This is a genomic window from Xanthovirga aplysinae (genome assembly GCF_009711365.1).
GTDB classification, from domain to species: Bacteria; Bacteroidota; Bacteroidia; order Cytophagales; family Cyclobacteriaceae; genus Xanthovirga; species Xanthovirga aplysinae.
Genome location: NZ_SMMB01000881.1, coordinates 1 through 5,056 on the forward strand (window position 1 = coordinate 1; position 5,056 = coordinate 5,056).

Consider the following 5,056-nt stretch of genomic DNA (forward strand, 5'->3'; position numbering starts at 1 on the left):
CTTATTCCTACTAATGTCTTCAGGCAAATAATTTATTAGTAAATCACTTTTATTTAGTATCCCCTCCTGCTCTAAGGATGTAAAAATAAAAGCGGTATAAAGTTTAGTTATTGAACCAATCTCAAACAAACTTGTAGAATCTATGTCATTTATTAACTTCGTATACTTTCCACCATAATAGTACGTATTGGACTCTTTTCCATTAATGATTCCTATTGCCAATCCTGCATTTTCATTGTTGTGGAAATGTTCTCTGGCAATGCTGTCAATTGTTATCTCTATTGATTGTCCTAAACATATGGAGTAGCTGTTTAACACTAGTAAACAGAAAACAAAAAGTTTTCCTATCATATCAATAATAGTTTTAAAAGAAAGGCGAAACATATTGTAAAATGTTACTTCGTAATAATAAAATTGCAATCAAAGGTCCAGCAGCTGACTGTTGTGCTTTTCTAGAATCCATTTATTGTGCGTTGGCGCAATTTAACAGCTCCCCGCTCGGAAAGGGCACCTTTTAACTTATCAAAAATAGGATAATTATCTAGAGGGTGCAAGTGTCTAATGCGCAGTGTATGAGGATGAAACAAAAACGAGTTTTCAAAATGACTAATCTATTTTTAGAATTAATATTTCCTTACCACTACAACCATAAGTAAAAAAAAAGAGGCCCTAAGGAAGGACCTCTTAATTATCATTTAAATAAGCTCTGTAAATTTCACCAATTATTTAAAGTCTAGAAACATTTTCTTTCTGGTATTTATCCTTATACTTCTCAAACAATTTTTGTTGCTTAGCATCCAGTTGGATCTGCCTTCCCTGAATATAAGCCCTTTCAAGGTTGTTGGTTCTCATATCCAACAAGTCTCCTTCAGAAATCACCAGGTTAGCATCTTTTCCAGTTTCCAAAGTACCGGTTTTATCGGCAATACCTAAAATTTGAGCAGTATTGGAGGTCACCATTTGAAGGGCTTCTTCTTTATTCAAGCCATAAGCGGCTGCTGTCCCAGCGAAGAACGGAAGATTTCGAGAACTCATCACCCCCTGGTAACCCAGTCCTACCAAAATACCTTCTTGGTGCAGTAAATACGGCAATTTAAATGGTAAATCGACATCTTCCTCAGGTCTGGATGGTAAACGATGAAGGTTAGACAATATCACCGGAATATTATTTTCCTTAATAAAGTCTTTTACCAACCAGGCATCCTCGGCACCTACTAACACCACCTTCTTCACCCCAAGCTTCTTGGCAAAATTTACAGAAGAGATTATTTCTTTGCTACGACCCACATGAATATATAAAGTTCTACTACCTTCAAATAAGCCTTCTAATGCTTCCAGCTTTGCATTCTTTACTTTTTGCTCCGCCTTGGCATATGAAACGGCATCACTAAATAGGGACTCTAATGAACTTACATGTTTATCATAGTTTTTATTTTCTTTCCAGCCGCCAGGTTCAGCCCACCATCCTGTACGATTAAACCGGTTTGGCCAATTTACATGAATTCCATCATCCTTTTTGTAGGCAGCACCTTCCCAATCCCAGGCATCCAATTGGACCAGAGAAGACATTCCTGATACCAATCCTCCCTGAGGAGTGACTTGCGCCAATAGAATTCCATTAAAACGTAAAGTAGGAATAAGCTCTGAGTCCGTATTGTATGCTATCAGAGCACGAACATTTGGATTAAGCGAACCTGTTTCTCTGAAATCACGAGTGGCCCTAACAGCCTCTACCTCAACTAAACCCAATTCAGTGGCCGGTAAAATTAGACCAGGATAGATATGCTTTCCTTCTATGTTAATGACCTCATATCCATCCAGATTAACATCAGAACTATTTGCTGCTACGGATTCTATTTTCCCATTTGAAAAAGTGAGAAGAGCGCGTTCAATCACCTCTCCATTTCCCAAATGAGCCGTACCATTTACCAAGGCTATGGATTTTGCTTGAGGAGCTGCAGGGGTAGGTGCTTGAGCCCAGCTAGCTCCAGCAAAGCTGCACAACAAGATTAAGATGAATATATATTTTAAAATTTTCATGATCAAAATTGGTTTTAAATTAAAATAATAAGAGTCCATAAGAAAACCTTAAAGTCTGTTACCAACTATAAGAAAAAGTAGTAAGATCCTCACAATGCCATAATGCTTTTGCTTCCGGCACAACCTTTTTAGTACCTTCCCCATTGGCCTTAGCTTCTCTCATTTTCTTAATTAACCTAGCCCGTTCTGTATTAATGGCTTCTCTTTGAGCTAGGTCACGCTCCAAATCAAAATAAATCACCCCGTCAATCATAGTTTTTTCAGCTTTGGCATATATAGACAAAGGATTATCGGACCATAAAACCAAATCTGCATCTTTACCTGCCTTCACACTTCCCATTCTATCATCCAAGTGTAATAGTTTGGCTGGATTTAAGGTCACCATTTTCCAAGCTTCCTCTTCTGACATTCCACCGTATTTCACCGATTTGGCAGCTTCTTGGTTTAATCGTCTTCCCATTTCCGCATCATCAGAATTAATGGCAGTAACCACTCCCTGGCCATTCATCAAGGTGGCATTGTAAGGAATTGCCTCTCGAACTTCAAATTTATATGCCCACCAATCAGCAAAAGTTGAGGCACCCACGCCATGATTATGCATTTTGTCCGCCACTTTATACCCTTCCAAAATATGCGTAAAAGTATTGACCTTAAAGCCCATACTATCGGCCACTTGCATCAACATATTTATTTCCGATTGCACATAGGAGTGACAGGTAATAAAACGTTTTGCATTAAGAATTTCCACTAAAGTCTCCAGCTCCAAATCCTTTCTTGGAGCTACAGTTTTTCTCTTATTTCTTGAAGAAAGTGAGTTATATGCATTCCACTCTTTTTCATAAGCTTTTGCCCTTGTAAAGGCATCAAAGAAGACTTGCTCTACTCCCATTCTAGTCTGAGGAAATCTAATGGTATTATAATCTCCCCAATTGGATTGCTTCACATTTTCACCCAGTGCAAACTTAATATATCCATCAGCATCTTTAATTTTCATTTCCTCAGGAGATTTACCCCACCGCAATTTTACTAAAGCAGATTGTCCCCCTACTGGATTAGCAGAGCCATGTAATAATTGAGCAGAAGTAACCCCACCAGCTAATTGTCGATAAATATTTACATCTTCAGAATTAATTACATCTCCTATGCGCACCTCGGCAGAAACTGATTGCCCACCTTCATTTACACCTTTGCTGATACCAATATGAGAATGCTCGTCAATAATTCCAGTAGTCAGATGTTTACCTTTTCCATCAATTACAATGGCACCAGAAGCCGATAAACCTTTCCCCAACTGTTGGATTTTACCATCCTTCACCAACACGTCAGTATTTTCTAGAATTCCTTCCTCTTCATTAGTCCAAACAGTTGTATTTTTAATCAGGTATGTAGCAGATTTAGGAAGTTGTTCATCCCCATAAGCAACAAATGGATGTGTAACTTTACCCAATTCTACAGGAGTTTCCTCTTTGTCCTCTTTTTCTTCCTTCTCCTCTTTTTTCAATGGAGCAGCATATTGGGCATCCCAACTAATCCATTTTCCATCTGCCAGCTGGCCTTTTCCCTGGAATTCTTGATCCTTTATCCATCCTGATAACCTTACCTCTCCCTTATCATCAGGGGAAAAGCTTAAATTCACCAATGTTTCATCGATCTTACCACTAACTTTAATTTTGGTGGTATCATTTTCAATAATTTGAAATTTAGGAGCCATCGCTTTCCCTGAAATTTCCAGATCATAAACCTTTCCGGCCACATGTAATTTATAATTTCCACTGTAATCCTTTTGATCCAAATCGGCCAAAACAAAACGCTCTCCTTGAACCCAGTTTTCATAAATAGTGGACTCTTCTTTAAAGATATTATCAGATGAAATAAAGAAGTTAGCAATCATTCCTTTCTTCAATGCACCAATCAAGTCCTGGGCACGTAGCATTTGTGCAGCATTAACTGTAAGAGCTTTCAAGGCATCCTTTTCTGATAATCCGGCTTTTACTGCTTTTCTAAGATTCTTCAAGAAATCTTTCTTTTCTTTCAACCCATCAGTGGTAAAAGCAAAATTCCTATTGTGAGCAGCTAGCACCGATGGGTTTGTTGGTGCAAGTTCCCAATGCTTCATTTCTTTCAAGGAGGCATTTAGGGCATCAAAAGGATCTTCCACATCTAGGGCCTTGGGAAAATTCAAAGGCACGATTAAGGCAGCATCAGTGGCTTGGATTTCATTAATCAGCTGATACTCATCTCCCCCTCCTTTAATGATATATTGTATACCGAATTCCTTCCTAATTTTATCTACCCTTAGGACATCCAACTTATCGGAAGCTTCAAAAATTTGCGGAAGGGCCTTGGTTTTATTGATGCCTTCCAATGACAAATCATGAAAGGAAGCATCTTTTTGCTCACTATACCAATTGGCATCCAAATAGGTTTGTCTCAACAGAGCGATAGACCCCATCAATGAACTTGGGTAAGTCTGTCTGGATGAACCTTTCTTAAAAGAAAAATGAGCGGCAGCCTGTTCATTTAAGATCTCTTCTTGCTCCCCTTTTTCACCCAAGTTGACCAATACCGAAGTTCCTCTGGCAATTCCATCTGGTCTAAAGGAAGCTACTGCACCAAATCCAAGATTTCGAAGTTCTTTGGCCAATTTAGGATCAACTTCAAATTCCTCTGCAGCAGTATAATAAGACTTTATTGCCTCATTCCAGTTATAAGCCCCCTTTTCATTGCTTTCAATCTGTGGGCGATCCGAACGTTTTCCTTTCTTCACTTCAGGAAGACCATAATTGGTATAGGGATCTATAAATGAAGGATAAATGTATTTTCCTCCTAAATCGATAATGATGGCCTCGGTAGGAATATTAATATTTTTCCCTACCGCTTTTACTTTTCCCTTCTCAATCAAAAGGATTCCTCCTTCTATTGAGGTTTGAAAATCCAGCTGAATAGTAGCATTTGTAAAGGCATAAACTTCAGGTCTTTTATCCTGAACGCCATTCTTCGGAAAGTTATCCTGAGC

3 protein-coding genes are annotated in these 5,056 nt (G+C 38.5%); all 3 read right to left on the bottom strand.

The annotated features are described in order from the left end of the window. On the bottom strand, positions 1-384 hold a 384-nt coding region (locus E1171_RS07300), incomplete at its 3' end, for a serine hydrolase (protein WP_155205355.1). Positions 385-726: 342 nt separating this feature from the next. Continuing rightward, positions 727-2,040 carry an amidohydrolase family protein gene (locus E1171_RS07305; protein WP_155205356.1) on the bottom strand — a complete coding sequence of 438 codons (1,314 nt, stop codon included), beginning with the start codon at positions 2,038-2,040 and terminating at the stop codon, positions 727-729. 58 nt (positions 2,041-2,098) lie between these two features. Further along, positions 2,099-5,056, bottom strand: a 2,958-nt coding sequence (locus tag E1171_RS07310; RefSeq protein WP_155205357.1) for an amidohydrolase family protein, incomplete at its 5' end; no start/stop codon positions are given.